This is a genomic window from Bacillus sp. FSL R5-0712, assembly GCF_038593285.1.
Classification (GTDB): domain Bacteria; phylum Bacillota; class Bacilli; order Bacillales; family Bacillaceae; genus Bacillus; species Bacillus safensis.
The window spans coordinates 2,015,870-2,042,238 of sequence record NZ_CP151981.1 but is presented as its reverse complement, the minus strand read 5'-3'; the positions used below and the strand labels follow the sequence as shown (position 1 = coordinate 2,042,238).

Below are 26,369 nucleotides of genomic sequence, written 5' to 3'. Positions count from 1 at the left end.
TGAAAAAGATGCTTGCTGATAAAGTAAAGCTTTCTGCGAAAGAAATTTTAGAAAAAGAATTTAAAACAGGTGTCAGAGGGTACAAACAAGAAGAAGTCGATAAATTTTTAGATATGGTCATTAAAGACTATGAGACATTCAACCAAGAAATCGAAAAACTTCAACAAGAAAACCTCCACTTGTCAAAACAGCTTGAAGAAGCTGTTGAACAAGGGAAAAGACAGCCTGCACAGTCTAATACAACAAACTTTGATATTTTAAAAAGACTATCGAACCTTGAGAAACACGTTTTCGGCAGCAAACTTTATGATTGAGTGTTGCTGAAAAAAGCTTGTGTCAGATGTCATTGTCGTTTATAATAACGCTTATTGATTAACGTTCGGGTAATCGCTGTAATGCTATTTAGGGCATTGCAGAGGAAAGTCCATGCTCGCACGGTGCTGAGATGCCCGTAGTGTTCGTGCCTGGCGAAAAAATAAGCCAGGGCAGCCTGGGAAAGGCTGACGGCAGGAAAAATGCCTACGTCCTTTTTAGGATATGGCAAAGTATCCTTGAAAGTGCCACAGTGACGAAGTCTCACTAGAAATGGTGAGAGTGGAACGCGGTAAACCCCTCGAGCGAGAAACCCAAACTTGGTAGGGGAACTTTCTCAAAGGAACCAAACGGAGAGAAGGACAGAGAATTCTGTAGATAGATGATTACCACCTGAGTACGAGGCATTTGCCGTTTGCAGTACGATGGAACAAAACATGGCTTACAGAACGTTAAATCCGTTATAATAAACATGATGAAACAAAGCTCTCCTATTTCAACATATGGAGAGCTTTTATCTTGAATACATAAAAGGACGAGAAAACAGGTGATAAATCAATGAAAACCTATACACTCATCGCAACAGCTCCAATGGGAATTGAAGCAATTGTTGCAAAAGAAGTAAGAGACCTTGGCTATGAGTGCACAGTCGACAACGGAAAAGTGATTTTCAAGGGGGATGCTCTTGCGATTTGCCGTGCAAACCTTTGGCTGCGTACAGCAGACCGGATCAAGGTACAAGTTGCTGAATTTTCGGCTAAAACATTTGATGAGCTTTTTGAACGGACGAAAGCGATTGACTGGGCCGCTTTTTTACCAAAAAACAGTACGTTTCCTGTCATCGGGAAATCTGTTAAATCTCAGCTTGCCAGTGTGCCGGACTGCCAGCGCATCGTCAAAAAAGCCATTGCGCAAAAGCTTAAATCCTCCTACAACATTCAGTCTGAATGGCTTGAAGAAACGGGACCTGAATATAAAATCGAGATCGCTCTTTTAAAAGATAAAGCGGTTCTTACGCTTGATACATCTGGTGTAGGTCTTCATAAACGCGGATACCGCATGGATCAAGGCGGAGCACCTATTAAAGAAACGCTTGCTGCTGCGCTCGTCTTATTAACGAACTGGACACCTGACCGTCCGTTTGTTGATCCTTTCTGCGGATCAGGAACAATCGCCATTGAAGCAGCGATGATAGGACAAAACATTGCCCCAGGATTTAACCGGGATTTTGCGTCTGAATCATGGGAATGGATCGGTGAAGACGTATGGAACAAAGCGCGTGTGGAAGTAGAAGAAAAAGCAAACTATGATCAGCCGCTCCGCATTATTGCAAGTGACATCGACCATCGTATGGTAGATATCGCAAAAATGAATGCAGAAGAAGCAGGACTGAGTGAACTGATTGAGTTTAAACAAATGCAAGTAAAAGACTTTCAAACAAAAGAAGAGTACGGTGTGATTGTCGGAAATCCTCCTTATGGTGAACGACTGAGTGATAAACCAGCAGTTGAAAAAATGTATCAAGGAATGGGTGAAGCGTTTAAGAACCTAGATACATGGTCCATTTACATCTTGACGTCACACGAAAAATTCGAAGAGTGCTTCGGAAGAAAAGCGACGAAAAAGAGAAAACTGTTTAACGGATTTATCAAAACAGACTATTATCAATATTGGGGAAAACGCCCGCCTAGAAAGCAATCAACTGAATCGTAATAAAGAGCCGCACCGAAAGAAGGTGCGGCTTTTTTATGCTGAAAAGGTATAACTCTCAGCAAGACGGAATAAACTGAACTTGATTTTAAAAAAAGAGGTGTCTTCATGATTCATTATGATCAAATTCAGTTAATCCAAAAAGCACTCGCTTCGACTGCTCAAGAAATTGAAGGGCATGAAGGTGGACAATCTGCTCAGCTTACGGCAGCCATTGAAGATTTGGCGCTGGCTCAGGCATACATAGAACGTTCTGAGCATGCATTTTTAATGAAGGAAAGCTATCAGCATCGCCTGCGCTCATAAAAAAAGATTGTTTTTCCCCAGCGTAAATGGTACTATTGAATGTCTGAATGATTCAAAAGTTGGGGGTTGAAGCAGGTGACAGCATCTCGTTTGCCTTTTTCATTATCAAAAGAACACAATTTTTACGAAGAACTGGGCAACTGGATTGGTGATGTGTTTTATGACATTTTGCCAGAAAAGGGCTTTGATCTTCGAGATGAACAAATATTTATGGCTTTTCAACTAGAAAGAGCCTTTAAAGAAAAAAGTGTGATGTTTGCCGAAGCTGGGGTAGGCACAGGCAAAACCATCGTCTATTTATTATTTGCCGTCACATATGCAAGGTATACAGGGAAGCCTGCGATTATTGCATGTGCAGACGAAACGTTAATTGAACAGCTCGTTAAACAAGAAGGTGATATCTATAAAATTGCCAATCACCTTGATATTCAAATAGATGCGAGATTAAGTAAATCGCATGATCAATATTTATGCTTAAAAAAGCTGGAGAAAACGATGCAGCGTGAAGATGATGAAAAGTGGCTCGATATTTATGAATCACTGCCTTCATTTGTTCATGAATCACATGGCATGCAAACCTTTTATCCGTATGGCGATCGAAAAGAGTATCCAGAGTTATCAAATGATGAATGGTCACGAATTGGCTATGACTCGTTTCAGGACTGCCTGACGTGCGATATGCGTCATCGCTGCGGTCTGAATTTATCAAGAGATCATTACCGGAAAGCGACAGATCTCATCATCTGTTCACATGATTTTTACATGGAGCATGTGTGGACGAAGGAATCCCGGAAACGTGAGGGTCAGCTTCCGCTGCTTCCTGAGCATAGCTCCGTCGTATTTGATGAGGGACATCTTCTCGAGTTTGCCGCACAAAAAGCGTTAACGTACCGAGTGAAGCAATCAACGCTCGAAACATTTTTGGAACGTCTTTTGCAAAACGACATACGCGAAGAATTTGCAGAGCTTGTTGAAGATGCACTTGCAACAAACGATGAGTTCTTTTATCTCTTAAAAACGCATGCCAAAGAAGTCAAAGGCTCGCACCGGCTTGAAATTGGGCGTGTCGATGAGGTGAAGCGTTCTGCAAGTGAATTGTGTGACTTGCTTGAAAAAATCGGAGAAGCGCTCGTGTTTGAATCTGAGATGTATACGATCGATCAATACGAATTATCTGTTGTGGAAGAATACATTGAACAAATGGCGTATTCTTTATCGCTTTATCAAAAAAATGCCATTAGCTGGCTGGAAAAACAGGAATTAGATACAACATTTGTTGTGATGCCGAAGACGGTCGCAGAGGTACTTGGCGAAAAAGTATTCTCTCAAAAAAGACCATATATTTTCTCTTCCGCTACATTGTCTGAGAATCAATCCTTTGATTATTTAGCTGAAAGTCTTGGGATTAAAGATTACTTATCAATGAGTGTCGCTTCGCCGTATGATTACGATGAACAAATGAAGATTTATTTCCATGGAATTCAGCAGCTCGCTGAGCAAGAGGCAAAAGCACAGCAAGTGATGACTCAGCTGAAAGAAAATGGAGGACGATCTCTGATTCTCTTCCCTTCATTTGATGAACTTCATTTCTTTAGAAAACAACTTGAAGCAGCAAATGAATCACTGCCGTTTGACGTATATTTTGAGGGAGACGAGGAAATCAGCACGATTGTTCAAAAGTTCCAAGCTGATGAGACATCCGTGTTATGCTCAGTTCATCTGTGGGAAGGGCTTGATATTCCAGGTGAATCATTAACGAATGTGATCATCTGGGGACTTCCTTATCCGCCGCATGATCCAGTATTTGAAGCGAAAAGGAATGAAGCAAAGGATGCACATGCTGAAGTTGACCTTCCGTATATGCTGCTTCGCTTACGCCAAGGGATCGGAAGACTGATCCGGACAAGCCAAGACGCAGGAAGCATTCATATTTACTTTGATCGTCAGGAAGATACTAAGCTTCAAAGTAAAATTGAATCCGTCCTGCCAGTGAAGCCCATCATCACATCTTAAATAGGTGAAAACTTGCAAATGAGGAGGATACCACGGTGTATCCTCCTTTTTCATTGACAAAAGAACATTCATTGAAGTAGCCTTGAAACGTACATACATATTTTATTGATTGGGGGAACAAACGCATGAGTCTTGAAGCAACTGAGAAAGCGTTTTATCAATTACTAGGGAAAATCGCCCATTATACAGAGGCGCTCCATTTACTTTATTGGGACTCTAGAACACAAGCACCTAAAAAAAGTGCGGATTTTAGAGCTGAAACGATCGGTCAATTATCAAGTGATATTTTTAATATGAAGACTTCTGATGAAATGAGAGATCTTCTTCTCGCATTAAACAAACATCGAGATGAGCTGTCAAAAGATACACAGAAGGCGCTCGAATTATCACAAAAAGAGTATGATGAAAACAGTAAAATTCCGAAAGAAGAATTTAAAGAATACTCGATTTTGCAATCAAAAGCGGAGCATGTATGGGTAGAAGCAAGGGAGAAATCAGACTTTTCACTCTTTGCACCATACTTAAAACAGCTTATTGACTTTAACAAGCGTTTCATCCAATATTGGGGCGTGAAAAAAACGCCTTATGATGTGCTGCTCAATAACTATGAGCCAGATATGACGGTTGAACAGCTTGATCAAAAATTTGGTGCACTTCGTGACGCTATTGTTCCTCTAGTGAAAAAAATCGAAGCCTCACCTAATAAGCCGGATACTTCATTTTTATCGAAAAGCTTCCCAATCGATAAACAAAAGGAATTGAGTCTCTTTTTCTTAAAAGAATTAGGATATGACTTTGACGCAGGCCGCCTTGATACAACAGTCCATCCTTTTGCTGTAACGTTAAGCAGAGGTGACGTACGTGTGACGACCCGTTATGATGAGCATGATTTTCGAATGGCGATCTTTGGCACGATTCATGAATGTGGTCATGCGATTTATGAGCAAAACATTGATGAAGCACTGAGCGGAACACTTTTATGTGATGGGACTTCGATGGGTATCCATGAATCACAGTCTCTTTTCTTTGAGAACTTTATCGGCAGACACGAAGATTTCTGGAAAACGTATTATCAAAAGCTGCAAGAAGCTTCTCCTGAGCAATTTAAAGATGTTTCTTTAGAAGACTTTGTGCATGCAGTGAATGAATCGAAGCCGACTTACATTCGAATTGAAGCCGATGAACTGACATATCCGCTTCACATTATCATCCGCTATGAAATTGAGAAAGCGATTTTCAATGAAGAAGTAGCAGTTGAAGATTTGCCTGCACTTTGGAATGAAAAATATCAAGCGTATCTTGGTATTACGCCTCCTAATGATGCACTCGGTATCTTGCAGGATGTTCACTGGTCTGATGGAAGCTTTGGCTATTTCCCTTCATATGCCCTTGGTTATATGTATGCAGCGCAATTAAAGCAGCAAATGATCAAAGATTTACCAAATTTTGATGAGCTCATTCAAACTGGGTCTTTTGCACCGATAAAAGAATGGCTGACGGAACATGTTCACCAGCATGGTAAACGGAAAAAGCCATCTGAAATTATTCAAGATGCAACAGGTGAAGAATTAAATGTGCAATATTTAATCGACTACTTAACGGATAAATATACGAAACTGTATTTATCATAAAAGAAGGGCACCCTTTCATGAGAGGGGTGCTTTTTTGATGCTTGAATATTCTAAAAACGAACATTTTGTTCTGATCTATTATTTAAGTTCGGTATTTTTCTAGAAAAGTGCTTTCCAAGCGTCTGAAATCTTGTTATAATTTGAACACTATAACACTCATATAATCGCGTGATGATGGCACGCAAGTTTCTACCGGACACCGATACGGTCCGACTATGAGTGAGCAAAATGAAACAGCTCTTGTTTGAGCTGAAGATCCGTTGATCGTTTTCGCATTGCTTGCTCCTCATGGACAGCAATGCTTTTTTTATACCAAAAATTGAATGTTTGCCAATATGCTAGGGGGAAGAATGATGGAATTGTTACGTCAAAAAATTGAGAACGAAGGAATCGTTCTGTCAAATCAAGTGTTAAAGGTAGATGCTTTTTTAAATCATCAAATTGATCCTGTGTTAATGCATGAGATCGGACAAGAGTTCGCTAGATTATTTCAGCATGATGGCATTACAAAAATCATCACAATTGAATCTTCTGGCATCGCACCTGCTGTGATGGCTGGACTTGCTCTTCAAGTACCTGTTGTGTTTGCAAGAAAACGTCAATCACTCACATTAACGGATAACCTGTTAACAGCCAGTGTGTACTCTTTTACAAAAAAAGTAGAAAGCACGATTGCTGTCTCAAATACGCATCTTAGTGAAAATGATTGTGTGTTAATCATCGATGACTTTTTAGCGAATGGTGAAGCTGCGAAAGGACTGGCTGCGATTGCAAAGCAGGCGAAGGCGAAAGTAGCCGGATTTGGCATTGTCATTGAAAAATCATTCCAGCCTGGAAGAAATGCGCTTGTGCAAATGGGCTACCGCGTTGAGTCGCTCGCACGTATTGAATCACTTGAGGAAGGGAAAGTCACGTTTGTACGGGAGGTACAATCATGAGTGCCGCTAAAAAAGTCAAAATGCTCTCACTGGGTATTCAGCATGTGCTGGCGATGTATGCCGGTGCTGTTCTTGTACCGCTCATTGTTGGAGATGCGCTCGGGCTCACGCCTGCACAGCTGACTTACTTAATCTCGGCGGATATTTTCATGTGCGGGGCTGCCACATTGCTTCAAGTATGGAAAAACCGCTTCTTTGGGATCGGTCTGCCCGTTGTATTAGGCTGTACATTTACTGCGGTTTCGCCTATGATTGCGATTGGCTCTAAGTATGGGATTTCGTCTATCTATGGAAGTATTATCGCTTCAGGATGTATTATCATTCTTCTTTCATTTTTCTTTGGAAAGCTTGTGAAATTTTTCCCGCCTGTTGTCACTGGTTCTGTCGTCACCATTATTGGTATCACCCTCATTCCTGTAGCGATGAACAATATGGCAGGAGGAGAAGGAAGTGCGGACTATGGTTCTTTTGAAAATCTAGGACTCGCTTTCCTTGTACTGTTTATCATTGTACTGCTCTATCGATTCACGAAAGGATTTATGAAGGCGATCGCCATTTTAATCGGTATTCTTCTTGGGACAGCAGTTGCTGCGTTTATGGGGAAAGTGGAAACAGCTGAGGTGGCAAACGCTCAGGTTTTCCGTATGATTGAGCCATTTTATTTTGGGATGCCGACCTTTGAATTTGCACCGATCATGACCATGACGTTAGTTGCGATTGTGTCATTAGTTGAATCAACAGGCGTTTATTTCGCATTAGGTGATTTAACAAACCGGTCATTAAAAGAGAAGGATTTGGCTAAAGGCTATCGGGCAGAGGGGATTGCTGTGTTATTAGGCGGAATCTTTAATGCTTTTCCGTATACAGCCTACTCGCAAAATGTTGGATTGATCCAGTTAACAGGCGTCAAGAAAAACCAAGTCATTGTCGTCACAGGGGCATTGCTCATGTTATTTGGTCTTTTTCCTAAAATCGCTGCCTTTACGACGATTATTCCAAAATCAGTTCTTGGCGGTGCAATGGTTGCCATGTTTGGCATGGTCATTGCATACGGTATTAAAATGCTCTCGCGCGTGGACTTTGCAAAGCAGGAGAACTTGCTGATCGTCGCTTGCTCCGTGGGAATCGGCTTAGGAGTTACTGTCGTACCGCAAATGTTTGAGCATCTGCCAGATTCGATGAAATTATTAACAAGTAACGGCATTGTGGCCGGAAGCTTTACCGCTATTTTGCTTCATATTATTTATCACATGATTCCTTTTAAAAAAGAAGCCGGGCATGACCTGGTAGAAGAACCTAAGCAATCTGTTATGTAAACCCCTCTCTTGGAGAGGGGTTCAGATGATGGACAAAGAGCTAAAATGACCTTTTATTTTAGCTCTTTGTCTTCTTTTTAGCTTGATAAAAAACCTTTGAAGTCCTAGGATCCTAGGAAGGAGCGTGTGAGGGTTTGTCTACAAGCTGAAAGCCCGCATCTTTTGGATACGGGCTTTTTGTGATTAGCACTATTCATGTTGTACCGGCGGCATTGTTTCGTTAATGACTGCAAATGTATAGCCCCTTGCTTTTAGCTGTATAATCAGGCTGTCTAAATAGTTTGTGGTAGAGGGTTGATCATGCATTAATATAACTTTTGGTTCCCATGGTTTATTTTTCTCAAACATTTGCAATTGATTCAATACCTCTGGAACATATTGTGAGTTTTTATATCTCCAGTCAAGGCTATCAATCGTCCAGTCCCAGTAAATAAAGCCATTTTGGTTTAAACGTACTTTTTGATGATATGTTAAATTTGGAACACTGCCAAAGGGGGTTCTTACAAGACGGCTGTAGACGCCTGTAACAGAGGCAAGAATACGCTGAGCTTCTCTCATTTCATTTGCGGGAGACTCGCTGTTCTGATAAAAGAGGTTTATATCATGCGTCATGCCATGAAGACCTAATTGATGTCCTTCTTGATAAAGTCTTTTCACAGTTGATTGGTGTGCTTGAATTTGCGGTCCAAGCATGAAGAACGTCGCCTTCACGTGATGTGCTTTTAATACATTTAACAGCTGATTTGATGTAGCAGAAGGACCATCATCAAATGTTAAAAAGACCGTTTTATTCGTTGCCTGTTGGTTTGGATTGGTCTTAAAATGTGTATCCAATGTTCTTGTAGACTGATCTTTTGCTATCAGACTGATGCTTGTGTCACGGAAGTCACTGCTGGCAACATTTTTTGCTTGCCCATTTGTCGCCTGCAAATGGGGTTTAGACATATCCCAGATAAAAAAGAGAAACAGTGTAAGAAGCACTAAACCAATTACCTTTGAGAGAAGTATCGTGTTGTAGGGTGTCTTTTTTCTGGAAACCTTTTTCATTACAATCACTCCAGTCAATTAAATTTAGAGCCGAACCATGTTGTAGATCCTTTCTTTTTCACTGTTTTTCTTGGTACTCATATTGATTAAGTATATAGTGGAAAAAATCCTTTTTATATGGTTGTTACTTTGTGTTGATCAGCAAAAAAGGTGATCCATTCATGTTTAAATAAAATCATTCCGAATAATGATCGAAACGTTAATATTTATACGCTAAGATAGCAGCAGATTTGACCATTAATTCGAAGCGAAAGGGAGATTCCTTATGAAAGTGTTGTATAATGACGATTTCATTGAAAAAAGGGTGCTCATGTGGAAAGTGGAGACAGAGGCGATTAATCTCAAAAATCATAGAGAAAAGTTCTTACCACTACAAAATAAAGAAGAAACAAAAGAAATCAAAGTCAGTACAACTGAATCAGAGCTAACTTTTTATAGATCAAGAGATAAACCTGTCAAGCCTTACATTCGTCCGAGAATAGCAGCAGATTATTTTAAAAAGAATGAATGCGTGTATGGACGCATATTGTGCCCATATCGGCAAATTCTCTCTTACCGTACAACGACTAGAGAAGGATTTAAACAATATGTGTCCGGTTCAGAGGTTTGTAAAACTTGTTCTTTTCTAGTTAACTATACACCAAGTCAAAATCATACATGGAAAACACTATGTCCAGCGTAAACCCTTTATAATTATAGTGAAACCCCCACTTTTATTTAAAGTAAGGGGGGTTCTACGGTCTGAACACTTCTCTTTTAGAGGTGTTTTTTTGCATAAAAAAAGCAGGTTCGCTTGGCTTAGAACGAACCTGTGAAGGAGGAAAACTACATCATGTTTTCACCTATATTATCCAATATTTATCAATTGTCGTCAAGACAAAAAGTTAGCCGGAGGAAAATATTTTGACTGAATTGTGACGTTTTGGCATGTATATCCTTTTTTCGATAGGGGATATTAATCGAAAAAGAGGTGAAGCCGATGGCGTACATTCTTTCTGTTGGAACGAGTCTGCCAAAACATCATGTGGATCAGAAAAAGGCGGCTGATTTTGCTAGATCCCAATTTAAACGATCGTTTAAAGATATCGACCGGCTGCTCAGAGCTTTTCAAAACGGAGAAATCGAGAGCAGACAGTTTGTGCAGCCAATTGAATGGTATCAGACGCACCACTCTTTTGAGGAGAAAAACAATCTCTATTTGGAAAAAGCATTGGCTCATGCAAAAGAAGCGGTCATACACTGTCTCCATGAGAAGGCGTTCCTGAAAAAACCGATTCCGTTTGATGAGATCGATGCATTGTTTTTTATTTCAAGCACCGGCCTTTCGACACCAAGTCTTGATGCAAAACTGATGAATGTTCTTCCTTTTTCGCCTTATACGAAACGAGTACCGATCTGGGGATTAGGGTGCGGGGGCGGAGCGGCAGGGTTGTCCCGGGCTTACGAATACATAAGGGCATTTCCAGAAGCAAAGGTGCTGGTTGTCGCCTGTGAACTGTGCAGTTTAACTTTCCAGCCGCAAGATCAATCAAAAAGCAATTTAATCGGGACATCTTTGTTCGGAGACGGGACAGCCGCGGTACTCTTAACTGGAGAAAAAGGTGTATCAGAATATACCCATCTCAAAACAGTCCCTAAAGTGATTGGTACACAATCCGTCACAATGAAAGAGTCTGAAGATGTGATGGGCTGGGAATTTACAAGTGACGGCTTTCGGGTTATTTTCTCCCGTGACATTCCTTCCATTATTTCCGGCTGGTTAAAAGAGCAGGTCGATCAATTTTTAGAGCAGCAAGGGTATTCGGCAGAAGATCTATCAGTTTTTCTTGCTCATCCTGGAGGAAAAAAAGTGATTGACGCCTATATTGAAAGTCTATCCTTACAAGACGATCAACTTTTTTCATCAAAAGAGGTACTTAAACAACACGGAAATATGTCCTCTGCCACAGTTTTGTATGTGATCAAACATTATCTTGAACATCGATCTGCTGAAGCGGGAGATATGGGTCTTTGCGGAGCGCTTGGTCCGGGCTTTTCCTCAGAGCTGCTGCTCATGAAATGGGAGGAGGTCTTATCATGATCATTTGGCTCGTCATTGGTTTCTTCGTTTGTCAGCGGCTTATTGAAATGCTTGTGGCTAAAAGAAATGAAAAGAAAGTAAAAGCGATCGGTGCCATTGAATTTGGTGCTAGTCATTATCCTTATATGGTCGCTATGCATGCGGGCTTTTTTCTCTCACTTATGGTTGAGGTATGGGGGTTAAACAGGCCGCCGTCGCGCTATTTTCTTGTGCTTCTCGTTTTCCTGCTGGCCACACAGGTGATTCGATACTGGGCATTATGTTCTCTTGGGACGTATTGGAATACAAAGATTTTAGTTGTACCAAATGCGATGATGGTGAAAAAAGGACCTTATCGCTGGTTAAAGCATCCTAACTATGTAGTGGTGGCGATTGAGCTTATGCTGATCCCGCTTTTGTTTAATGCTTATTTTACCGCCATTTTGTTCACATGTTTAAATGCATGGATGATGGCTGTGAGAATTCAAACAGAAGAGAAAGCGCTCAATCAGTATTTGTTAAATTAATATTGAAAATCATTATCAATTGTGATACACTTTCATTAATGATAAGCATTCTCAATCACGAAGGATGGACGGTGATCACATGACAATGGTTTTCTTACTCGGTACGGTCTGTGTATACAGCCTATTAATTGGCTTCGTATTAAAAGGTGTTTCTAAAAAATCTGCTTCCTGATCGCAGTCAATTGCGACTGATCGGGCAGCAGATTTTTTTTATTTCCTCAGATCAGAAGAAAAATCTCTTCATTTTGTGTAAAATGGTATCACATACATAACTGACTTTTCTAAAAACAAAGGGGTTTATCGTCATGGAAGACTTGTCTATTCGAGATTCGCTCGTTCAAACTACAGGTGCTTTATATCAAAGCCTTCTCAAAAGGGATGATCATGAACGCGCAGCCAAACTTGCATCAATTATCAAAAAGGAAGCAGAAGAAGAAGTGTATATCGCATTTACCGGCCACTATTCAGCTGGAAAGTCATCACTTGTGAATCATCTGCTTCATGATCACATCCTGCCAACGAGTCCAATTCCAACAAGTGCAAACTTGGTCGTCGTGAGGAAAGGGGAGAGTGAAGTAAAGCTTCACACCTCAGATGGCCGTTTTGCAAAAATGAGCGGTTCTTATGATAAAGAAGCAGTTCAGCGTTTTTGTAAGGATGGAGAACAGATTGAAATGGTGGAAATTAGCGGGGACTATAGAGGACTGGAAGAAAAGGTGGCAGTGATTGATACACCCGGAATTGATTCAACGGATCATGCTCACTTTTTATCTGCTGCGTCTATTCTTCATCAAGCAGATGCTCTTTTTTATGTTGTTCATTACAACCATGTTCATTCGGAGGAAAACATTCGTTTCATTCGCTCCATTAAAGAGAAAGTGCCAAATCTTTATTTCATCGTAAATCAAGTCGATCGACATGATGAGCATGAGACAGCGTTTGAAGACTACAAAAATCAAGTAGTTGATATGCTTCAAAAAGAAGGCATTGAAGAAGAACACCTATACTTTACATCTGTAACCGATGAGGCGCATCCAAGAAACGAAATGATTCGTTTAATCGAGAAACTGCAAGAATTACAAACATTGCCGAAAGCATCGCTTCGCGCCTATACCGAGCAGAAAATAGAGCACGTTTTAAAAGAACATATTGACTCATTAAAAGAAGAGCTGCAGGAAGAGGGTCTGGATTTTCAGCTTCAAGAAAAAAGAAAAGAAGTGAAGGAACTCGAAGCGAAAAGCAGCTTCATTGAAAATGGAGCAAAACAGTTAGAAGATGAAGTGTCTTCTGAAGTTGAGAACATTTTAAAAAATGCAAATCTAACCCCATTTAAAATGAGGGAGCTAGCAAGTGATTATATTGAATCGAAAGCACCTGGCTTTAAGGTAGGACTGCTGTTCGCGAAAAATAAAACCGAGCAGGAAAAAGAAAAGCGGGCGAACGAGTTCTTAGCAGATGTCAAAGCAAGAATGAAAGCAGAAGTAGACTGGCATATTGCTGAACTGCTCAAAAAAGAAGTCAAGAAGCATCAGCTTGGTGAAGAATTATTAAATCAAGTGATGGCGTTTGAAACGCCTGTAGAAGAATCACTGCTTGAAAACGTGATTCATCACGGTGCGACATTTTCAAATGAATACGTTTTGCAATATGCAAAAGATGCTGGTGAAGCACTGAAAAGACAGACGAAACAGAAAGCAATACCATTGATTGAACAAATGACCGAGATGCTGAAAACCCAGCTCCTGAATGAAAAGGGAAAGCAGCAAAATAAATGGGCCCAGGCAGCACAGGAGCTCCAAGCGCTGGAGCAATGCATGGAAAAAAATGATCAAATCAGAAAAGATATTGAGCATGTATGGGATATATGGCAAAACGGAACAAATGAGCAGATCGAAGAAGATTGGTTTTATGTGAAAAAACACCGGATGCAGCATGACGAGCTAAATCAGAATCAAGCATCAACTCATACGGAAGAAAGCGAAAAAGAAAATCAGCAGCAGATAAAGCTTGATCAAATGCGACAATCACAGCATATCCCGACAGCGCAGTCGATTGACCAGTTTGAGCAGCTTTCTCAAATTTTAATGCCATTAAACGCGCTTCAATCTCAAAGAAAGTCCTTTGAAAAACGAACAAAGCGGCTGCAAGCGAAGGAATTTACACTCGCCTTATTCGGTGCTTTTAGTTCGGGGAAATCTTCGTTTGCCAATGCCCTTGTTGGGAGAAAGGTGCTGCCATCATCTCCTACACCAACGACGGCCACGATCAATAAGCTGACCCGGCCGACAGAAGACCATCCGCATGAAAGTGTGAAAGTGGTGTTTAAAACCGAGCAGGAAATATTAGAAGAGCTCGATCAAATTCTCGGTTATTCTATAACAGAAGAAAAGGGAGATACGTTTCAAGCGAAACTCGAGCGAACGCTGAAAAAAAGAGAGCTTGAACAAGATCACCGCATCATTGTTGACCATTTTTTAAACGCTCATGAAAAGTTCCGTGATTCGATTCAAAAACAAACGCCGCTCAATGTCACCCTTCAAGAATTAAAGCCATATGTGGCAGAAGAGGCTGTTTCTTGTGTGGTGAAGGAAGTGACGGTCTATTTAAGTACAGCTTTAACAGATAAAGGACTGACGATTGTTGATACACCAGGCGCCAGCAGTATGAATAAACGTCACACAGAGATTGCCTTTCAATATATGAAGGATGCTGATGCCCTTCTTTATTTAACTTACTACCAGCATTCTTTCTCAAAAGCAGACCGGTCATTTTTACGTAAACTCGGGCTTGTAAAAGATTCTTTTAGCATGGATAAAATGTTTTTTATTATCAATGCAGCTGACCTCGCAAAGGATCAAACAGAGCTTGAAACCGTCTTTGACTATGTGAAAAATGAGCTCACAAAAGAAGGCATCCGGCATCCAAACCTTCATCACGTATCCAGCAAGGAAGAGATCGAAGGAAAGGGACAGTCGCCTTATAACCAGTATGCACAGCTTAGAACACAGCTTGACTATTTTATTGAGGAAGAATTAACGAAAGATGCGATTGAGCTGCTGTATTTTGAAGCGAGTACATTATGTAGAACAGTTGACAAGCTGCATGAGACGCTGCATCAGTCGGAAGATGAAAAGCAAGCAGAAAAGAAAAAGATAAACACATCCTATGAAGCGATCGTTGATCAAATGAGCCATATTAAACGATCTAAGCTAGTAACAGAAAGTGTGAAAAAGGACTTGCACGAACAGCTGTACCACATTGTTCAGCGCTTGTCACTTTATGCAAACGATCTGTTAAAGACAGCCTTTTATCCTGGAATATCTCAAGGGGACTTCAGACAGGAGTTGAAAAAAGCGCTGGAACAAGCGTTAAAGGATTATGAATTTGAATTTGTACAGGAGATAAAAGCGCTTGATATTCGAATGGAATCGTTTATCACTCAATATTTCAAAGAGGAGTGGGAGAAAGGGTTACAGGCTGCGTGTGCAGAAGATCCTTACTTTTCTCTCCGGCTGTCGCCGCCAGATGAGAAGAATGCCGAGCTGAAACAAATTGAAGTGGAAGCGGACCTGACGCCGTTTGAGCCGCTCTTAAAGAAGCAAAAATCAGCGAAAGCTTTCTTTGAACAAAACGGGAAGGCAGCGTTTATTGAAGCGATTCGAGATGTCCTTTTCCAATTAACGACGAAATGGGCAGATAAAGAAAAAGAAGAATTACAGAGCAGATACGATATGATGGTAAAGACCTTTACTGAAAGATATGAAACAGAAGCGCTTAAGCAGCTGAGTGAACAAAAACAAACATTTATCATGAGCTTAACGACAGATGCGAAAGAGCAGGCGATGATAGAACAAGTATACAAGCAAACAAATGAATGGAAGAACCAGTTGAAAACCATTTGAGTCATGATACACTATATAAAAAAGAAAGCAGTTGATAAAAAATGACGAGCGTACACGAAGAAATTTCCGCACATTCACAAAAACAGAATGCTCATATCAAATCGTTTCTTGCGCTTGAACAGAAAAGAGAGCAGGCAATAGAGACTGCTGTTTTGAAGTGTGAGCAAAACGAACCATTTACAACTGACGAGATCAATGAAATTACCTCGAAGATGAATGAGCTTGCACGAGGCGGAATTGTTCCGCTGCGTAAGCATGTCACGATTGATATGGTCAGGGAGTATGTCGAACGAAAACAGAAGTAAAGAGTAACTTTCTCTTTTTAGGTCATCTTAACAAGTGAACCGAGAAAGGGGAATGATGATGGAAAAAAAGCAGCATGCAAAAAAGCAGGATGAGCGTCACCCTAAACAAAAAGAGATGCCGTCCTACGCAGAAGCAGAATCGAAAAAAATGCAATACGGTCAAAAGTAATCCCTCAGGTGCCACTTCTTTTCCAAAAGAAGAAGGCGCCTTTTTTATGTCGAATTCGATGTTCTATGATAGAATAGGAGTATTGTTTTGAAAAAGGGAGTTTATAAGAATGAATAAACACGTATTGCTTGTTGATGGCATGGCGCTTCTGTTCAGATCGTTCTATGCAACGGCTGTCCATCGCAATTTTATGATAAATGATCACGGCGTCCCAACGAATGGAGTAAATGGCTATTTGAAGCATTTATTAACCGCTGTTCAGACATTTGAGCCAACTCATATTGTTTGCTGCTGGGATATGGGAAGCCAAACATACCGAAATGAATTGTTTCAAGATTATAAAGCAAATCGAGGAGATGCGCCTGTCGAGCTCATTCCGCAATTCGATTTAGCAAAGGAAGCGACAGAAGAATTAGGAATTGTAAACGTTGGTATAAAGGGCTTTGAGGCAGATGATTGTATCGGCACCCTGGCGGCACTCTATCGGAATGAAGCACGTGTGACTGTCCTAACTGGGGACAGAGATTTGCTGCAGATATTGAATGAACAAGTGACGGTTGCTCTAATGCAAAAAGGAATCGGGAACTATAAACATTATACAAAAGCCTTATTTGAAGAGGAAATGGGTATCTCTCCAAAGGCGCTGATCGATATGAAAGCACTTATGGGGGATTCAAGTGACAATTATCCAGGCGTCAAAGGAATCGGAGAAAAAACAGCATTAAAATTTATTCAAACATATCAAACCATTGACGGATTATTAGAAAATGTTCATGAACTAACGGCTGGCCAGCAAAAGAAAATGCAAGCAGGATTAGAAGATTTGAAGCTTTCTCGTCTATTGGCAGAGATCAAATGTGATGTCCCGCTGAGCTGTCCAATTGATGAGACGAAGGTGAACATCAATCAAGAACGGGCTGCTGCCATGCTGCGATACCATCAAATCAAAGGGATTGAACCGATGGTGAATCGATTAAGTAAAATAGAGATCAGCTAAGCCGATCTCTAAGGTCATCTTTTTGTATTGCTTTTCTTCGCTCTATTTTCGAGCTGAGATAGTGGCTGCTTATCATTTGTTTGCGCATCACCTTGAGGGGTTGTCCCATTTGTGACACGACCTTTATTTTCTTTATCCAATCAGTATCACCTCATACATTAGCATAACCGAAAAAAAGCGATTCATCCTTTAGAAAGGTGAATCGCTTTTCTAGCGAGCTGATCAGCTACTTGATTTTCCTTACTTGGAATCCACTTAATGAAAAATAAATCAAACTGGCTTTGAAGCTCGATCATCTCTTTTATAAAATGCTGAAAGGCTGGATTTTTAGCAAATCCTGCATTGGCCGCACGGTCAACTACCTGTGAATCTGTTCGAAACGAAACGGATCGCAGTCCTTTTTCTACGCAGATTTTCATCCCTTCAATGAGAGCGGTAAATTCTGCTTCGTGATTGCTCATTGATCCAAGAGGAATCGAGAAAGATTCTGCCTTTCCATCATATTTAATGAAAACGCCGATGCCAGAAGGACCCGGATTACCTGCGCTAGCACCATCAATGTATATTTCAGCTGGCAATTTATTTCCCCCTTTCATCAAGTGGAACCATTCTTTTCGCTGCATACGCGTATGGTGTCGCAATCGCGGCGACGATAAATTTAATCACATAAGTCGTGATGAAGATTTCGATCCATACATGAAATGGATAGGTGCCAAGAAAGGCAATAGTTGTGAAGATCAATGTATCAAGCAGCTGGCTGATCATCGTACTTCCAGCGTTGCGCACCCAGAGCGCACCATCAGAAGGAAATATCCGGCGAATAAACGAATATACATAAACATCTAACATTTGACTGATGATATAAGCAGCAAGACTGCCAAGTGCGACCCTTGGCATAAAGCCAAATATGGTTTCCAGCGATGTTTGAGAAATGTCAGATGGAGCGGGATGGAAAAGTAAAGCCTCTTGCATGACAACGGTTAGCGTTAAAAGGGTGGCAAAGCCAATCCAGACAGCTTTTCTTGCTTCATTTTGTCCATATTTTTCATTCAATACGTCCGTTGCAAAGAATACACTGCCGTATAAAATGTTTCCAAGTGTTGCCGTTAAGCCAAACAATTCAACGGTTTTGACCACTTGTAAATTTGCAGCAACCGTCGCAAAGCCAATCCAGACGAAAAGGCCCATCTTGCCAAATCCTTTATAAAATAGAAGAACAATGATAAAATTAATGATCGCAAATAAGATCCAAATACCTTCATTAAACAAGTGACATGAACTTCCTTTCTCATTGTAAAATGTAACTTTTTGATTATAGCATAACGTATGTTTACCTTAAAAGCACAGGAAGGCGATGTGATCAATGAAATTAAGAGCACACTACACAATGAAAGTGAAATCAATTGGGTCCATTGCTTTTTTCCAAGAAGATTGGATGGAGCTAAAAGAGGCCTTGATTTTAGCCAAACATATCGATAAAAAAGAACCACAGTCCCTCCTATCATTTGAAGATGAAAAAGGGGCGATGTGGTCTATTAAAGAACTTGAAAAGCTAAATGAAGAACTAAAGCTTGAACCTGATCAGCTTCAGGTCTATTTTGATGCAAGTTTTCACAAAGAAACAGGCGACTCTGGTCTTGGGGTTGTCGTCTACTATAAGCTCGGAGAAGATGCTTATCGTTTGAGAAAAAATCAGCCCTTCAAAGGAATCACCAATAATGAAGCAGAGTATGCGGCTTTATTTGAGGCAGTCAAAGCATTAAAAGACCTTGGAGCAAGCAGAAATTCTGTCACGATTAGAGGCGATTCACTTGTTGTCATGAATCAATTAAAAGGAGAATGGCCTTGTTATGATGATATACATAACAAATGGCTCGACCGGATTGAATCGGCTTTAAAAGAGCTGAGGCTTACGCCAACCTATGAAGTCATCGATCGTAAACAAAATGCAGAAGCGGATCAGCTTGCAAGGCAGATGCTTGCAGACGTTCCAATTGAAAGTAAATTGAAATTAGAAGCAGACGGAGCTGAATAATGTGGATAAAAAAACAGCAGTACAAGAATTGACGGATCTCCAAGACACGTATTGTTCAGATTGTTTGATTAAGAAGCACTTCCGAAAGGAATATGGCAAAAAATACGCCCATTCCTTTTGTATTCAGCAATGCACAGTAGGAGAGAAAATAAAAGAATACGGACAGACGCTGCTTAAAAAGTAAGCCGCTGCCGCCCCGGTTTTCCCTGCTCAAACATCCGCTCATGAAAAAAAACGGATAGAATGTGTAAAAAAAGAACATATTCTGAAAAATGAGCCGATATAACTATAGAAAGTTTTGGTTGAGTTACTTTTTGACTAAGTGACGGATAATAGAGGAAAAGGGGAAGGCCGGCATGGATAATAAGGATTTCGAAACGGTATTACATCGAACATTTCAAGAGGTATACAGCGATCTAGAGCAGCTAGTAGATGTAGCAAAGAAGGGAAGACCTTTTCTCGAAAAAGATATTTCTGAAATTGAACAACGACTGAAGCAAAATATTTTAGCCATTGAAATTCAGCTGAAAATCAAATAAGAGAGGCATAGGCCTCTCTTTATTTTGTCGTTTCATCATTGATTTAGTTGATTAAAGTTTTGTTACGTTTGCAGCTTGAGGTCCACGATTACCTTCAACAATTTCAAAAGAAACTTCTTGTCCTTCTTCTAAAGACTTGTAGCCGTCACCTTCGATAGCTGTGAAGTGAACGAATACATCGTCTCCGCCTTCAACTTCAATGAAGCCGAAACCTTTTTCATTATTGAACCATTTTACTTTACCGTTTTGCATATTGCTTTTTCCTCCTAGTACTGTAGCACACCTTTTGGCATACTAAAAAAAATTTTCATCACCTAACGACTTTGCAGTTGTTAAATGATGGTTCCACTATACACCATCAAAAGTAAAGCGTCAAGCAGGCGAGCCAAATTTTGAGCAGAATGTTTGATTTTTTTGTTTTTTTGGTGAATAACAATGAAATATAAAACGTTCTTTTCGGAACCTCACGTGCAGTTTGTCCGTATATAAAAAAAATACAGAAAGAGGTGCAATCATGAATCGTTATACACTTGAAGAATTTGTTCAGAATACGCAGCAAGAAGATAAAGGAGAAGGTGTCTTCGAACTTGAAACATCAAGACTTTTAGAAATTAATTTGACTGACACGATTTGGGCAAAAACGGGTTCTATGGTTTCCTATCGTGGGAAAATCAAATTTGAACGTGAAGGTGTTTTTGAGCACGGCGTCTCAAAAATGTTCAAAAAAATGCTCTCAGGAGAAGGCACCTCACTAATGAAGGCGACAGGTGATGGGAAATTATATGTGGCAGATCAAGGTAAAAAAATCTCGATTCTTCGTTTGGCTCAAGGAGAATCCATTTTTGTGAATGGAAACGATCTGCTCGCGTTTGAACCATCTGTCCGCTGGGATATCAAATTGATGAAAAAAGTGTCTGGCATGCTTGCAGGTGGATTATTTAATGTCAAATTAGAAGGGCCGGGCTTAGTAGCAATCACAAGTCATTATGAGCCGCTGACACTCATTGTTCAGCCAGGTGACTCTGTTTATACAGATCCGAATGCGACTGTTGCGTGGTCAGGGGATTTAAAAACTGAATTTGTGACAGATGTTTCATTTAAAACTTTTATTGGCAGGGGAAGCGGAGAGTCCATTCAAATGAAGTTTACCGGAAGCGGCTTTGTTGTCGTTCAGCCGTTTGAAGAAGTATACACAACAAATGGAAATCAAGGATGAAGAAAAGGTGTCCGTCATTGACGGACACCTTTTTATGATAATGCGCGAGCATAAGTTTTGTTATTCATGATGAGATCTGACTGCTCGACGATATCTTCCAGAATGGTTTGAGAAGATTGTTTTAAGTGCAGTTTTTTCATGTTTTGTTTCATTGTTTCTAATTTTTCTTCATCCTGAAGCAAGTTGGTCACAGATTCTAAAATGTCTTCATGTCTGTTAATGACAATGGCAGCGCCATAATCCTCAAAGAAAAGAGCATTTTCCTTTTCTTGACCAGGGACAGGCTTGTAAAGAATGACCGGGACACCGATTGCAGTTGCTTCTGTTAAAGTAATGCCGCCTGGTTTTGTAATCATACAATCTGTTACTCTGAACAATTCATCAATTTGTTCCACATATCCAAGCGCCTTCAATTGATCTGGGTGTGCTTGTTCAAGAACGCTAAGCGATTGTTTCAGCGCGGCGTTCTTTCCGCATACAACAACAATTTGTACTTCACTGTCGAGAAGCAGCGCCTCACATAATTCCTTCACATTTTTTAGTACACCGTGAGCACCGGCCATGATGAGAAGAACTTTTTTATCTGATGATAATCCATATTTCTTATAGATCATCGATTTTGGCACGTCTGCTTCAAACTGTGGTCTAATAGGAATACCTGTCACCTTGACATCGCTTGGATGTGTGCCGATTTCCACTAATTTTTGTTTCACATAATCGGTTGCAACATAGTATCGGTCGATGTTTTCATGTACCCAAATCTTATGGAGACAAAAATCTGTCATGACATTAAAAGTCGGAATCACTTTACCTGTTTTGTTTCGGTATTCTGGTACCACAATCATTGGGAATGTAATAATGATGATGTCCGGATTGTGTAACTGAATTAATTCATCGAGACGCTTATTTCCCATTTTTAAATAAATGTTAAATTTGCGTTTATTGTAAATTTTATCTACACCGTAATAAAACAAGCGATAAAATTGTTTCCCAATGGAAAAGCTCTTCAAGTATAAATATTGAGTCACTTCTGACACAATGGGATTCGATTCTTGATACAAATTAGAAACTACAACATGTTCAAATCCTTGGGATTTGCATTCATCATACAGTGTTTTTGCTACCTGCATATGTCCATTTCCATAATTTGCGGTCAAGATTAATATTTTTTTATTGGTATTCAAGAATATTCACCTCAAATGTAATCAACAACAACAAAACTTCGTACGAAAACTATTAATCTCATAGGTCTACATATACATAAAGATAACATATAAACAGTTAGAGCATATCATTCGTTACGAAAGAATTAAACTAATTTTAAAAAACAAACAGATTCAATTGATAATGGAAGACAGAGCCATTTGTATTTTAACACATTTTGACGATTTATCATCAGACCACAGTCTATTTTATTCCCAAACATATGGTGTTTCTTGATAAACATAATAATTAAGCCAATTCATAAACAATAAGGTTGCATGGGCTTTCCAGCGATTTACTGGGATTAATGTGTCACCATCTTCTATAAAATAGTGGACAGGTTTTTGGACTGTATCATGTTTCAACAAATCTCTTTCATATTCCTGCATCAATGTATCTGTATCATATTCAGGATGTCCAGTTAAAAATACTTGTTTATCATCATCTGAAACAATTAAACAAACACCCGCTTCTTCAGACATACTCAAGACTTTCAAATTCGGCGTGTTTTTTAATTGTTCTGTATTAATATCTGTATGCCTAGAATGTGGGACATAGTATACTTCATCAAAACCTCTGACTAATCTTTCTTTTTTCTCTTTCACAATATGCTCAAATACGCCAAATTTTTTCTCAGGAAGCTTGATTTTTTCAATCCCGTAATGGTGATATAAACCTGCCTGTGCACCCCAGCAAATATGAAGGGTAGACGTCACATTGGTTTTACTCCAGTCCAAAATGTCCTGCAGCTCTTTCCAATAAGAGACTTCTTCAAAAGGTAAGTGCTCGATTGGTGCGCCAGTGATGATCATTCCATCAAATTTTTTATGGCGAATCGATTCAAAGGTCGTATAAAATTCATCTAGATGCTCTCTCGACGTATTCTTCGGTGTATGTGTACTTGGAATCAAAAACGTAAAGTACACTTGTAAAGGAGAATTTCCGAGCATTCTCAGCAGCTGCGTTTCAGTTTGTATTTTTTTTGGCATTAAATTTAAGATCACGATATTCAAAGGACGGATATCTTGCTTGAATGCCCTTGTCTCATCCATGACGAAAATATTTTCGCTCTCTAGTATTTGTTTTGCCGGCAGATGAACTGGTATGTTTATAGGCAACTCGCCACCCCCTGAACCAAAGCTAATTTCACTTCATTATAGGAACTTTCTGGCGATATTTCAATGTTTCAATTATGTTACAATGAAAAATAGAGCAAAAAAGAATGCTGTTTCTGTAAAAAAAGGAGGCCGTTTTGTTATGATCACAAAGCATTTATCAGATATTGACATTGCCCAAAAGGCTAAGCTGAGACCGATTCAAGACATCGCAGCAAAGCTGCAAATACATGACGAAGAATTAGAATGCTATGGTTTCACAAAAGCGAAAATTTCTTTGACTATTTTTGACCGTTTAAAGAAACAAAAAGAAGGACACGTGATTCTTGTCACTTCGATTAACCCTACGCCAGCAGGTGAGGGGAAATCCACCGTAACTGTCGGCCTTGGTCAAGCCTTCGAAAAAATTGGCAAAAAAGCGATCATTGCGATGCGTGAGCCATCATTAGGTCCTACAATGGGGATTAAAGGCGGAGCAGCGGGCGGAGGATATTCACAGGTGCTGCCAATGGAAGAAATCAATCTTCATTTCACAGGGGATTTTCATGCCATTACATCTGCACATAACGCCTTATCTGCATTTATTGATAACCATATCCATCACGGAAATGAACTCGGTATCGACACGCGGCGCATTGTGTGGAAGCGGGTGCTTGATTTAAACGATCGTGCATTAAGACAGGTCGTTGTCGGACTTGGCGGTCAGTTAAATGGATATCCTAGAGAAGACGGATTTGATATTACAGTGGCTTCCGAAATGATGGCGATCCTTTGTTTAGCAGAAGACTTAAACGACTTAAAAAAACGTCTTTCTTCTATTGTTGTTGCCTATAATCAAGAAGGCGAGCCAGTCACAGTGGGAGCACTTGGATATGAAGGTGTTCTGACGCTACTTTTAAAAGACGCACTCAAACCGAACCTTGTTCAAACGATTGAAGGAACCCCAGCCCTTGTCCATGGCGGTCCTTTTGCTAATATTGCACATGGATGCAATAGTTTAATTGCAACCAAAATGGCAGCAAAATTAGCTGATTATGTCGTTACAGAAGCTGGATTTGGTGCAGACCTTGGAGCAGAAAAGTTCCTGCACATTAAAACAAGAGCTGGTGATTTCAAACCTAGTGCAGTTGTCATTGTCGCAACAGTGAGAGCATTAAAGATGCATGGCGGAATGAAGAAAACCGAACTCAAAGAAGAGAATGCACACGCCGTATTAGAAGGTATACATAATTTAGAAAAGCATATTGAAACCGTGCAAGCTTTTGGTCTTCCATATATTGTGGCGGTAAACCGATTTATAACGGATACAAAAGAAGAGATTCAAGCGATAGAAGATTGGTGCGGCAAACATGGCCATCCAGTCAAAGCCGTGAATGTATGGGAAGAAGGAGGAGAAGGCGGGACAGCTCTTGCCGAGGAACTAGCAGCACTCATTGAAAAGAAAAAGAACAACTTTACCTATTTGTATGAAGAGAACGATTCCATCGAAGAAAAGTTATCTAAAGTGGCCAAAGTGGTTTACGGGGCAGATGGGGTCACGCTCACAACTAAAGCAAGAAAGCAGCTGGCTGCCATTGAGGAAAACGGCTGGGCTCATTTGCCGGTTTGTATGGCAAAAACACAATATTCTCTTTCAGATGATCCAGCTTTAATCGGCAGACCTAAAGGCTTTACCATTACGATTCGAGAGTTAAAGCCATCTGTAGGAGCAGGGTTTATTGTAGCCTTAACCGGAAGCATTTTGACAATGCCTGGCTTACCTAAAAAACCTGCGGCTCTCGAAATGGACTTATTAGAAGACGGCAGTGTGACAGGACTCTTTTAAACGGGAGCATAAAAAGCGATTTTCTAAAAGAAGCATGTTACGATAGGAAAAAGTGAATCCTAGGAGGCTATGAGATGTCAATTTATGATATTCAGGTCAAGACCATTAACGGTCAGGAAAAATCGATGGCAGATTACAAAGGAAAAGTGCTCATTATTGTAAACACAGCAAGCAAATGTGGACTGACTCCTCAATTTAAACAATTACAAGAGCTATATGATCAATATCATGAAAAGGGCCTTGAAATTTTAGGATTTCCGTGTAACCAATTTATGAACCAAGAGCCAGAAGGAGAAGAAGCCATTCAAGAGTTCTGTTCTTTGAATTATGGAGTGACCTTCCCTATGTTTGCGAAAGTAGATGTCAATGGCGAAGAGGCGCACCCGCTGTTCAAACATTTAACAAGTGAAGCGAAAGGTGTGCTTGGGACAAAAACAGTGAAATGGAATTTCACCAAATTTATCGTGGACCAAAACGGAGAAGTCACTGAACGATTCTCTCCGAAAACACCACCAAAAGAATTAGAAAGCTCAATCATTGCTCTGCTTAACAAATAAGATGGTGACAGTCATGCAACGAAAACAATTGGAGGCAGCAGCCTCCTTTGTTTCAGACAGGCTGAAGAATGAACCGACTGGACACGATGCGGCTCATGTTGCTCGTGTGCGTCAGCTTGCCGTTCGTATTGCAAATCAGGAAGGCGGCTCTCTTTTTATCATCGAAATGGCGGCGATTGTACATGATGTCATTGATGAAAAGCTGTCAAGTGAATGGAAGGTTACGAAGGAGCAGCTTGAGAACCAGCTCCTTTTGTGGGAATTGGACACGCGGGATATCCGCTATATCATGGACATTATTACAACGATGTCTTTTCGTCATCGGCATAAGCAGTTTAGGCCAATGACGTTAGAAGGGGCCATTGTTCAAGATGCGGATAGGCTGGATGCGATAGGAGCAAGCGGTATCGCTAGAGTGTTTACGTATGCTGGCGCTACAGGTGAGCCCCATTATACAGAGGACACGCAGCAGGGCTCTGTGCTAAAGCATATGGAAGAAAAACTGCTCAAATTAAAAGACTTGATGAACACTCATGCAGGAAAGCAGCTTGCTGATGAGCGGCATGAATTGATGAGTTTATTTATCAAGAAGTGGAAAGAAGAATGCGGCCTTACAGATGAGTAGGGTCTTTATGTGTGTAAGGAGG

Annotated in this window: 27 protein-coding genes, 1 other RNA gene, 1 pseudogene and 1 riboswitch; of the genes and pseudogenes, 22 read left to right on the top strand and 7 right to left on the bottom strand. The window is 40.3% G+C overall.

Going from position 1 to position 26,369, the window contains the following annotated elements; genetic code table 11:
• The first annotated feature begins 8 nt into the window (after positions 1-8).
• From gpsB to pbuX, 8 genes are all read left to right on the top strand, one after another.
• Complete coding sequence (gpsB, locus tag NSU11_RS10170; RefSeq protein ID WP_012010336.1) at positions 9-314, top strand: cell division regulator GpsB; 306 nt, start codon at positions 9-11, stop codon at positions 312-314.
• Between the two features lie 61 nt (positions 315-375).
• Positions 376-762, top strand: an RNA gene (gene rnpB / locus NSU11_RS10165) — RNase P RNA component class B.
• 108 nt (positions 763-870) lie between these two features.
• A complete protein-coding gene (locus NSU11_RS10160; protein ID WP_056767100.1) occupies positions 871-2,025 on the top strand; it encodes a class I SAM-dependent RNA methyltransferase in 1,155 nt (384 codons plus the stop codon).
• Between the two features lie 105 nt (positions 2,026-2,130).
• Positions 2,131-2,328, top strand: a complete 198-nt coding sequence (locus NSU11_RS10155) for a hypothetical protein (protein ID WP_024422762.1) — start codon at positions 2,131-2,133, stop codon at positions 2,326-2,328.
• A 75-nt stretch (positions 2,329-2,403) separates the two neighbouring features.
• Positions 2,404-4,341: an ATP-dependent DNA helicase gene (locus tag NSU11_RS10150; RefSeq protein WP_024422761.1), complete on the top strand. Its 1,938-nt coding sequence runs from the start codon at positions 2,404-2,406 to the stop codon at positions 4,339-4,341.
• Between the two features lie 125 nt (positions 4,342-4,466).
• Positions 4,467-5,972: a carboxypeptidase M32 gene (locus NSU11_RS10145; RefSeq protein ID WP_025093083.1), complete on the top strand. Its 1,506-nt coding sequence runs from the start codon at positions 4,467-4,469 to the stop codon at positions 5,970-5,972.
• 136 nt (positions 5,973-6,108) lie between these two features.
• Positions 6,109-6,208, top strand: a riboswitch (purine riboswitch).
• A gap of 117 nt (positions 6,209-6,325) precedes the next feature.
• Entirely contained in the window at positions 6,326-6,910 is a 585-nt protein-coding gene (xpt, locus tag NSU11_RS10140; RefSeq protein WP_125587080.1) for a xanthine phosphoribosyltransferase, read from the top strand.
• The gene (gene pbuX, locus NSU11_RS10135) at positions 6,907-8,226 is read left to right on the top strand and encodes a xanthine permease PbuX (protein WP_254966250.1); all 1,320 of its coding nucleotides are present in this window, start codon (positions 6,907-6,909) and stop codon (positions 8,224-8,226) included. Before xpt ends, pbuX begins: the two co-directional genes overlap by 4 nt.
• 189 nt (positions 8,227-8,415) lie before the next feature.
• On the opposite strand, the gene NSU11_RS10130 is transcribed toward pbuX, so the two are convergent.
• A complete protein-coding gene (locus tag NSU11_RS10130) occupies positions 8,416-9,273 on the bottom strand; it encodes a polysaccharide deacetylase family protein (RefSeq protein WP_197172696.1) in 858 nt (285 codons plus the stop codon).
• Between the two features lie 292 nt (positions 9,274-9,565).
• On the opposite strand from NSU11_RS10130, the pseudogene NSU11_RS10125 reads away from it, so the two are divergent.
• From NSU11_RS10125 to NSU11_RS10095, 7 genes and pseudogenes are all read left to right on the top strand, one after another.
• A pseudogene (locus NSU11_RS10125) lies at positions 9,566-9,931 on the top strand (hypothetical protein); the annotation flags it as partial.
• 321 nt (positions 9,932-10,252) lie between these two features.
• Entirely contained in the window at positions 10,253-11,353 is a 1,101-nt protein-coding gene (locus NSU11_RS10120) for a 3-oxoacyl-[acyl-carrier-protein] synthase III C-terminal domain-containing protein (RefSeq protein WP_197172698.1), read from the top strand.
• Entirely contained in the window at positions 11,350-11,859 is a 510-nt protein-coding gene (locus tag NSU11_RS10115) for an isoprenylcysteine carboxylmethyltransferase family protein (protein ID WP_034623498.1), read from the top strand. Before NSU11_RS10120 ends, NSU11_RS10115 begins: the two co-directional genes overlap by 4 nt.
• Before the next feature lie 64 nt (positions 11,860-11,923).
• Positions 11,924-12,031 (top strand): Fur-regulated basic protein FbpC, encoded by a 108-nt coding sequence (fbpC, locus tag NSU11_RS10110; protein WP_306299200.1) that lies wholly within the window; start codon positions 11,924-11,926, stop codon positions 12,029-12,031.
• Positions 12,032-12,164: 133 nt separating this feature from the next.
• Positions 12,165-15,761, top strand: coding sequence for a dynamin family protein (locus NSU11_RS10105; RefSeq protein WP_197172699.1), 3,597 nt, complete (start codon positions 12,165-12,167; stop codon positions 15,759-15,761).
• A gap of 41 nt (positions 15,762-15,802) precedes the next feature.
• Entirely contained in the window at positions 15,803-16,066 is a 264-nt protein-coding gene (locus NSU11_RS10100; protein ID WP_024422753.1) for a YpbS family protein, read from the top strand.
• Between the two features lie 278 nt (positions 16,067-16,344).
• A complete protein-coding gene (locus NSU11_RS10095) occupies positions 16,345-17,232 on the top strand; it encodes a 5'-3' exonuclease (RefSeq protein ID WP_135032193.1) in 888 nt (295 codons plus the stop codon).
• Between the two features lie 14 nt (positions 17,233-17,246).
• Here NSU11_RS10095 and NSU11_RS10090 read toward each other — a convergent pair whose 3' ends face one another.
• From NSU11_RS10090 to NSU11_RS10080, 3 genes are read right to left on the bottom strand one after another with little or no spacing between them, the layout of a single operon-like run.
• Positions 17,247-17,372, bottom strand: a complete 126-nt coding sequence (locus tag NSU11_RS10090; protein ID WP_135032195.1) for a small, acid-soluble spore protein L — start codon at positions 17,370-17,372, stop codon at positions 17,247-17,249.
• A 42-nt stretch (positions 17,373-17,414) separates the two neighbouring features.
• The gene (locus NSU11_RS10085) at positions 17,415-17,810 is read right to left on the bottom strand and encodes a reverse transcriptase-like protein (protein ID WP_025093093.1); all 396 of its coding nucleotides are present in this window, start codon (positions 17,808-17,810) and stop codon (positions 17,415-17,417) included.
• A gap of 1 nt (position 17,811) precedes the next feature.
• A complete protein-coding gene (locus tag NSU11_RS10080; RefSeq protein WP_025093094.1) occupies positions 17,812-18,501 on the bottom strand; it encodes a queuosine precursor transporter in 690 nt (229 codons plus the stop codon).
• A 94-nt stretch (positions 18,502-18,595) separates the two neighbouring features.
• Here NSU11_RS10080 and NSU11_RS10075 point away from each other — a divergent pair, with 94 nt between their 5' ends.
• The 3 genes from NSU11_RS10075 (at position 18,596) to NSU11_RS10065 (ending at position 19,806) form a co-directional block, all read left to right on the top strand.
• Positions 18,596-19,267: a ribonuclease H family protein gene (locus NSU11_RS10075; protein WP_024422749.1), complete on the top strand. Its 672-nt coding sequence runs from the start codon at positions 18,596-18,598 to the stop codon at positions 19,265-19,267.
• Position 19,268: 1 nt separating this feature from the next.
• Entirely contained in the window at positions 19,269-19,451 is a 183-nt protein-coding gene (locus NSU11_RS10070; RefSeq protein ID WP_024422748.1) for a zinc-finger domain-containing protein, read from the top strand.
• Positions 19,452-19,623: 172 nt separating this feature from the next.
• Positions 19,624-19,806, top strand: a complete 183-nt coding sequence (locus tag NSU11_RS10065; RefSeq protein WP_008346368.1) for a hypothetical protein — start codon at positions 19,624-19,626, stop codon at positions 19,804-19,806.
• Positions 19,807-19,857: 51 nt separating this feature from the next.
• Here the strand turns inward: NSU11_RS10065 and cspD are convergent, their stop codons facing one another.
• On the bottom strand, positions 19,858-20,058 hold the full coding sequence (gene cspD, locus NSU11_RS10060; RefSeq protein ID WP_024422747.1) for a cold-shock protein CspD: 201 nt from the start codon (positions 20,056-20,058) through the stop codon (positions 19,858-19,860).
• 262 nt (positions 20,059-20,320) lie between these two features.
• Between cspD and NSU11_RS10055 the strand changes: the two genes are divergently transcribed.
• Positions 20,321-21,022, top strand: coding sequence for an AIM24 family protein (locus NSU11_RS10055; protein WP_024422745.1), 702 nt, complete (start codon positions 20,321-20,323; stop codon positions 21,020-21,022).
• A 32-nt stretch (positions 21,023-21,054) separates the two neighbouring features.
• On the opposite strand, the gene NSU11_RS10050 is transcribed toward NSU11_RS10055, so the two are convergent.
• Positions 21,055-22,206 carry a diglucosyl diacylglycerol synthase gene (locus tag NSU11_RS10050; RefSeq protein ID WP_024422744.1) on the bottom strand — a complete coding sequence of 384 codons (1,152 nt, stop codon included), beginning with the start codon at positions 22,204-22,206 and terminating at the stop codon, positions 21,055-21,057.
• Between the two features lie 228 nt (positions 22,207-22,434).
• Complete coding sequence (metA, locus tag NSU11_RS10045; RefSeq protein ID WP_024428133.1) at positions 22,435-23,343, bottom strand: homoserine O-succinyltransferase; 909 nt, start codon at positions 23,341-23,343, stop codon at positions 22,435-22,437.
• Between the two features lie 139 nt (positions 23,344-23,482).
• Here metA and NSU11_RS10040 point away from each other — a divergent pair, with 139 nt between their 5' ends.
• From NSU11_RS10040 to NSU11_RS10030, 3 genes are all read left to right on the top strand, one after another.
• Positions 23,483-25,165 carry a formate--tetrahydrofolate ligase gene (locus NSU11_RS10040; RefSeq protein WP_044335198.1) on the top strand — a complete coding sequence of 561 codons (1,683 nt, stop codon included), beginning with the start codon at positions 23,483-23,485 and terminating at the stop codon, positions 25,163-25,165.
• A 74-nt stretch (positions 25,166-25,239) separates the two neighbouring features.
• Positions 25,240-25,722 (top strand): glutathione peroxidase, encoded by a 483-nt coding sequence (locus NSU11_RS10035; protein ID WP_025093096.1) that lies wholly within the window; start codon positions 25,240-25,242, stop codon positions 25,720-25,722.
• 13 nt (positions 25,723-25,735) lie between these two features.
• The gene (locus NSU11_RS10030) at positions 25,736-26,347 is read left to right on the top strand and encodes an HD domain-containing protein (protein ID WP_226340829.1); all 612 of its coding nucleotides are present in this window, start codon (positions 25,736-25,738) and stop codon (positions 26,345-26,347) included.
• Positions 26,348-26,369: the final 22 nt, after the last annotated feature.

Bases quoted from the DNA above. Each gene is read 5' to 3' on its own strand.
- gpsB (WP_012010336.1), top strand. From the start codon at position 9: ATGCTTGCTGATAAAGTAAAGCTTTCTGCGAAAGAAATTTTAGAAAAA.
- NSU11_RS10160 (WP_056767100.1), top strand. From the start codon at position 871: ATGAAAACCTATACACTCATCGCAACAGCTCCAATGGGAATTGAAGCA.
- NSU11_RS10155 (WP_024422762.1), top strand. From the start codon at position 2,131: ATGATTCATTATGATCAAATTCAGTTAATCCAAAAAGCACTCGCTTCG.
- NSU11_RS10145 (WP_025093083.1), top strand. From the start codon at position 4,467: ATGAGTCTTGAAGCAACTGAGAAAGCGTTTTATCAATTACTAGGGAAA.
- xpt (WP_125587080.1), top strand. From the start codon at position 6,326: ATGGAATTGTTACGTCAAAAAATTGAGAACGAAGGAATCGTTCTGTCA.
- pbuX (WP_254966250.1), top strand. From the start codon at position 6,907: ATGAGTGCCGCTAAAAAAGTCAAAATGCTCTCACTGGGTATTCAGCAT.
- NSU11_RS10130 (WP_197172696.1), bottom strand. From the start codon at position 9,273: ATGAAAAAGGTTTCCAGAAAAAAGACACCCTACAACACGATACTTCTC.
- NSU11_RS10120 (WP_197172698.1), top strand. From the start codon at position 10,253: ATGGCGTACATTCTTTCTGTTGGAACGAGTCTGCCAAAACATCATGTG.
- NSU11_RS10115 (WP_034623498.1), top strand. From the start codon at position 11,350: ATGATCATTTGGCTCGTCATTGGTTTCTTCGTTTGTCAGCGGCTTATT.
- fbpC (WP_306299200.1), top strand. From the start codon at position 11,924: ATGGACGGTGATCACATGACAATGGTTTTCTTACTCGGTACGGTCTGT.
- NSU11_RS10105 (WP_197172699.1), top strand. From the start codon at position 12,165: ATGGAAGACTTGTCTATTCGAGATTCGCTCGTTCAAACTACAGGTGCT.
- NSU11_RS10100 (WP_024422753.1), top strand. From the start codon at position 15,803: ATGACGAGCGTACACGAAGAAATTTCCGCACATTCACAAAAACAGAAT.
- NSU11_RS10095 (WP_135032193.1), top strand. From the start codon at position 16,345: ATGAATAAACACGTATTGCTTGTTGATGGCATGGCGCTTCTGTTCAGA.
- NSU11_RS10075 (WP_024422749.1), top strand. From the start codon at position 18,596: ATGAAATTAAGAGCACACTACACAATGAAAGTGAAATCAATTGGGTCC.
- NSU11_RS10065 (WP_008346368.1), top strand. From the start codon at position 19,624: ATGGATAATAAGGATTTCGAAACGGTATTACATCGAACATTTCAAGAG.
- cspD (WP_024422747.1), bottom strand. From the start codon at position 20,058: ATGCAAAACGGTAAAGTAAAATGGTTCAATAATGAAAAAGGTTTCGGC.
- NSU11_RS10055 (WP_024422745.1), top strand. From the start codon at position 20,321: ATGAATCGTTATACACTTGAAGAATTTGTTCAGAATACGCAGCAAGAA.
- NSU11_RS10040 (WP_044335198.1), top strand. From the start codon at position 23,483: ATGATCACAAAGCATTTATCAGATATTGACATTGCCCAAAAGGCTAAG.
- NSU11_RS10035 (WP_025093096.1), top strand. From the start codon at position 25,240: ATGTCAATTTATGATATTCAGGTCAAGACCATTAACGGTCAGGAAAAA.
- NSU11_RS10030 (WP_226340829.1), top strand. From the start codon at position 25,736: ATGCAACGAAAACAATTGGAGGCAGCAGCCTCCTTTGTTTCAGACAGG.